Here is a 428-nt window from a genome sequence, read left to right as displayed (position 1 = left end):
ACGTCGTGCTGGTATCCGTGTAGCTGCATGAAGAGCAGGTACACACCGGCGTAGAAAAGACCCATGTTGGCCACGTAGCTGAATCGCTGGAACGACGGCCGGTGGCGCCACAAGGTGAGCAGTGCGACCATCGCGGCCAGCGCTGCGATCTGGCCGAGCTCGACGCCCAGGTTGAAGCTCAGGATGCGCAGCAGCATGGAGGTGTTGTCGTCCCCCAGCGGCAACTGCTGCAGCCGCGTCGAGAGCCCGAATCCGTGCAGCAGGCCAAAGCCGAACACGGCTGCCAGCAGGTTGGGACACTTAGCGTTGATGTACTTCTGGAACCCGCCGTTGTTGTCGAACGCCTTGTACATCACGCTCAGCGCGATGACGGCGTCGACCAGGTAGTAGTTCCATGTGATCTTGAAGTACGTGGCAAAGATCAGCGT

1 protein-coding gene is annotated in these 428 nt (G+C 60.3%); it reads right to left on the bottom strand.

What is annotated here, in order from left to right; genetic code table 11:
• A partial coding sequence (locus GVL52_RS32265) for a HupE/UreJ family protein (RefSeq protein WP_200848026.1) occupies positions 1-428 on the bottom strand: 428 nt, incomplete at both ends.

Source organism: Rhizobium sp. 18055, assembly GCF_902706285.1.
Classification (GTDB): domain Bacteria; phylum Pseudomonadota; class Alphaproteobacteria; order Rhizobiales; family Rhizobiaceae; genus Rhizobium.
The sequence above is the reverse complement of the archived record's forward strand: the minus strand, read 5'-3'. Positions and strand labels throughout refer to the sequence as shown.